A 4,395-nucleotide genomic window follows, 5' to 3' on the forward strand; every position below is an offset into this window, starting at 1 on the left:
TGATCGCCGCGATCGAGAACATGCTCCCCGGCGCCGCGCACCGTAAATTCTTCTATCTGTCGGTCGACTTCATCCGCAAACCCTTCGATCCGAAGGACGAGATCCGCATGCAGCGTCTGAAGGACGCGTACCCGCACATCGGCGAGCTTTCACTGCGCGGCAGCGAGAACCCCAACCTTCTGCCCAAGGGCGCCATCACGGTGCGCATGCACTCGGTCGGCGGGTGGGGCGCGGTCACGACCGGCAAGAACCTGGCGATGACCCTCTATGATCTACTCGGCTTCGACATCCGCGCCAATCCCAAGTACGGCTCGGAGAAGAAGGGTCAACCGACGACCTATTTCCTCTCCGCCGCACCCGAGCCGATCCGGCTCAACTGCGAATACACCTATGTCGACGTGGTCCTGAGCCCGGATCCGAACGTTTTCACCCACTCCAATCCGCTCGCCGGGCTGGATCGGGGAGGGCGCTTCATCGTCCAATCGAGCCTCGACAACCCAGAGCAGGTCTGGGCGAGCTTCCCGCCGGCCGCACGCAAATATATCGTCGAGCACGAGATCCGCGTCTACTACATCGACGGCTTCAAGATTGCCCGTGAAGAGGCGTCCGATCCCGAGCTGCAGATCCGCATGCAGGGCAACACCTTCCAAGGTGCCTTCTTCGCCGCATCCCCTTTGATGGAGCGCGCCGGGCTCGACGAGGCCGGACTCTTCGCCGCCATGGAGGAGCAGATCCGCCACAAGTTCGGCGCCAAGGGCGAGCGTGTCGTGCAGGACAACCTGCGCATCGTGCGCCGCGGTTTCGACGAGATCGTCGAGATCGTCGATAAACCCATGATCAGCGGCCAGCTTCTGCCCCGCAAGGAGGTCGGTCTGCCGGTCATGCTCAAGCAGTTGCCCGAGGGCGACGGCGGCATCACCGACGTGCATCGCTTCTGGGAGCAGACCGGCGCCTTCTACGCGAGCGGTCGCGGTAGCGACAACCTCGCCGATCCGCACATGGCACTGTCGTTGATGCCGGCTTCAAGCGGCGTCTATCGCGACATGACCCAGATCCGCTTCACCTATCCGAAATACGTGCCCGAGAACTGCACCGCCTGCGGCAACTGTTTCTCGGTCTGTCCGGACAGCGCTATCCCGGGTCTGGTCAACACGATCTCGGACATCTTTGCCGCCGCCATCGCTCGGGTCGAGCGCGGGATGCCCACCCAGCATCTGCGTCGCGAGACTCGCAGCGTGGAGAAGCGTCTGCGCAAGCTCATCGAAGCGGCCGGTGATGCCGCCGATATGCGCCAACTGATGGACCGCGCCGTGCTCGAAACCCTCGCTGCCTATCAGGGCGAGCCCGAGCAAAAGGCCATCATGGAGCAGGAATTCGGCCTCATGATGCAGGCCCTCGGCGATTATCAGTTTGCCGTCACCAAGCCCTATTGGAGCAACCGCGAGAAGAAGCAGAAAGGCAGCGGCGGGCTCTTCAGCATCACCGTCAACCCTTACACCTGTAAGGGCTGCAACGAGTGTGTCGAGGTCTGCGACGACGGCGCGTTGGTCTCCGAGCCCCAGACGACGCAGACGATCGAGGAGATGCGCGCCAAGTGGGACTTCTGGCTTGAGCTGCCGACCACGGAACCGGACTTCATCCGCATCGATGATCTGGATGACAAGATCGGCGCCCTGGAGACCCTGCTGCTCGACAAGTCGAACTATCAGGCGATGGTTTCCGGTGACGGCTCCTGCATGGGCTGCGGCGAGAAGACGGTGATCCATCTGTTCACGGCGACCGTCGCGGCATTGATGCAGGGACGTGTCAAGCGACACCTGGCCGAGCTCGACGATCTGATCAACCGCCTGGAGACGCATGTGCGTTTGAAGCTGGCCGCGAAGATCGACCTGACCAATATGGCTGCGATCAACAAGGCCGTCGATGCCCATAAAGATGCCGATCTGCGTCTGTCGGACCTCTCGGCAGAGCTGGATCAGGATCGCAGCGCCGAGCCGGTCGATCCCGAATGGCTGACCTGGGTGACGGGTCTGCTCGATAAGCTGCGTCATCTCAAGTCCCAGTACACCGCCGCCCAGCCGCGCTCGGCCATGGGCATCGTCAACGCCACCGGCTGCTCCTCGGTCTGGGGTGCGACCTTCCCCTTCAACCCCTATCCCTTCCCTTGGTCGAACCACCTGTTCCAGGACTCGCCCTCGATCGCGCTCGGTCTCTTCGAAGGCCACATGCGCAAGATGGGCGAGGGCTTCAAGGCCATCCGTATGGCGCGCCTGGAGCTGGAGCGCGGCTACAACGCAGTCGAGCACGGTGAATATCTCACCTACTTCGACTGGAAGGACTTCTCCGACGAGGAATGGCTGCTCTGCCCGCCGGTCGTTGCGGTCGGCGGCGACGGGGCCATGTACGACATCGGCTTCCAGAATCTCTCGCGGGCGCTCATGTCCGGCCATCCGGTGAAGATCATGGTGCTCGACACCCAGGTCTACTCCAACACGGGCGGGCAGTCCTGTACCTCCGGCTTTATCGGCCAGGTCGCCGACATGGCCCCCTACGGCAAGGTCGGCAAAGGCAAGACCGAGATCCGCAAGGAGATGGGGCTCATCGGCATGGCCCACCGCACCAGCTTCGTGCTCAACGGTGCGGCCGGCAATCTGACACATCTGCTCGAAGGCTTCATCGACGGACTCAACGCCCGTCACCCGGCGCTGTTCAACATCTACACGAGCTGTCAGCCCGAGCACGGCATCGGCGACGAGATGTCTACGCATCAAAGCCGTATGGCGATCGAGTCGCGCGCCTATCCGCTGTTCCGCTTCGACCCGGATGCCGGCACCAGCTTCGAGGAATGCTGCTCCATCGAGGGCAATCCGAATATCGACCAGGACTGGATCAACTGGACGCTCAAATATACCGACGAGAAAGGCGAGCCGGCCGAGATGACCGTGCCCTTCACCTTTGCGGATTTTGCAATGATGGAGGGCCGGTTCCGTAAACACTTTCGCAAGGCCCCGCCCGAGACCTGGAACGATTCCATGATCCCCATGGCCGAGTTCCTGGACATGGACGAGGACGCGCGCATCGGACACTTCCCCTACGTCTGGGGCGTGGACGCTAAAAACCGCTTGATGCGGGTGCTGGTCTCCCAAGAGCTGGTGACCTCCTGCGAAGAGCGCCGCGCCTTCTGGACGCAGTTGCGCGGGATCTGCGGGTACCTCAATAGGGTCGACGTCGAGGCGGTGCGCAACCAGGCCAAGGCCGAGATGGCGCAGAAGCTGACCAGCAGTCTGCTCGCAATGGCCGGCGGCGATGTCGGGGCCCTGGCCTCCTTCGCGGGCGGCAACGGCAACGGTGCCGCGGCAGCCGGCAGCAATGGCGCCGGCAACGGCTCGGGCAACGGTGCGGCGGCCGACTGGGAGCCGGTCTGGGTCGAAACCCCCGAATGCACCGCCTGCGACGAGTGCATCACGATCAACCCCAAGATCTTCAAATACAACGGCGAGAAGAAGGTCGAGGTGATCGATCCCAAGGGCGGCTCCTATCAGGACATCGTCAAGGCCGCCGAGAAGTGCACCGCTGGGTGCATCCATCCGGGCACCCCTTGGAACCCGGCAGAGCCGGGCCTGGAGAAGCTGCTCAAGCGGGCCGCGAAGTACCAGTAATGGGTCTTTTCAGTCTCTTCCAACGCCACCGCACCTTCGAGCACGGGATCTACCCGGTCGAGCATAAGGAGCTGACGGCGGATAAGCCGATCCGTCGGCTTCCCTTTGCGCCCGAGCTGGTCATCCCGCTCGCCCAGCATAAAGGGGCGCCGGCTGTGCCCTTGGTCAAGGTCGGCCAGGAGGTGGTGCGCGGCGAGCCGATCGCCCGCGCCGAGGGGTTCGTGTCGGTACCCATGCATGCCCCGGCGACCGGGGTGATCAGGGCAATCGCACTGACACCCACCGCCGACGGACCCAAGACTCAAGCGATCTTCCTCAAGGTCTACGAGGCCGCGAGCCAAGAGGTCCTGTACGACCTGGAGCGCGACCTCGACGCTATGACACCCGAGGAGATCGTCGCGGCCGTGCAGGATGCCGGGCTGGTCGGACTCGGGGGCGCGGCCTTCCCGAGCCACGTCAAGATGCAGCCTCCCGCGGGCAAGGTCATCGACACGGTCGTCGTCAACGGCTGCGAGTGCGAGCCCTATCTGACCTGCGACCATCGGATCATGCTCGAGCAGAGCGATGCCCTGATCCGCGGCATCAAGCTCGCGCTCAAGGCGACCGGTGCGCGGCGGGCCATCATCGGGGTGGAGGACAACAAGCTCGATGCGGTCGCCCATCTGCGGTCGGTGATCCCGAAGGATCTGCCCATCACCGCTGAGGCCGTGGAGACCAAGTATCCGCAAGGCGCGGA

At 63.5% G+C, this 4,395-nt stretch carries 1 protein-coding gene and 1 pseudogene; both read left to right on the top strand.

Going from position 1 to position 4,395, the window contains the following annotated elements:
• Window positions 1-3,659, top strand: a 3,659-nt coding sequence (locus VLR48_RS19655; RefSeq protein WP_325293400.1) for a 2-oxoacid:acceptor oxidoreductase family protein, incomplete at its 5' end; no start/stop codon positions are given.
• Window positions 3,659-4,395, top strand: a pseudogene (locus VLR48_RS19660) (electron transport complex subunit RsxC); the annotation flags it as partial. The gene VLR48_RS19655 and the pseudogene VLR48_RS19660, both read left to right, overlap by 1 nt.

The sequence above is a fragment of the Thiocapsa sp. genome (genome assembly GCF_035467215.1).
Lineage (GTDB): Bacteria > Pseudomonadota > Gammaproteobacteria > Chromatiales > Chromatiaceae > Thiocapsa.